The sequence below is a fragment of the Arthrobacter sp. YAF34 genome (genome assembly GCF_052113245.1).
In the GTDB taxonomy this organism is placed as follows: Bacteria; Actinomycetota; Actinomycetes; order Actinomycetales; family Micrococcaceae; genus Arthrobacter.
Window position 1 is genome coordinate 1 of sequence record NZ_JBFRCV010000059.1, and the last position, 367, is coordinate 367.

The following is a 367-nucleotide window of genomic DNA, read 5'->3' on the forward strand; positions in this document are numbered from 1 at the left end:
CATTTTCCGGAGAACTCGGTTGGTCGAGCGATTGAAGGATTGATTGAAACGCAGCCCGCGCTTGGCTGGAAATTGTCTCGTCGGGGTGGCTACTGCACCCATTGAACGACCGTTGAAAAAGCTGTTGCGCTTGCGTTTCGCCAAATTGCTGGCCGAGAATGTCGTAGTGCGCCAAAACGGATAGGACGATGAGCTGGTCGCCGTCATCAATGACCATTTTATTGTGATCGTGCAGGGCGTTGACGAATACCTCGCATTTGGATTCCATTGTCAGCCCGTCAATAAATACCGTTGCAGGATCACTGGAAGGAACTACTGCGACTTGATCTCCCACATGTGCATTATCTCTCCCTGCACAGAAGAGGGT

At 51.2% G+C, this 367-nt stretch carries 1 protein-coding gene; it reads right to left on the bottom strand.

Annotated features, from left to right (window positions below; all coding sequences use genetic code 11):
• Nucleotides 1-334 (bottom strand): hypothetical protein (locus tag AB4Y72_RS19755; RefSeq protein ID WP_441427819.1); only part of this gene is annotated, 334 nt, incomplete at its 3' end.
• Nucleotides 335-367 lie beyond the last annotated feature (33 nt).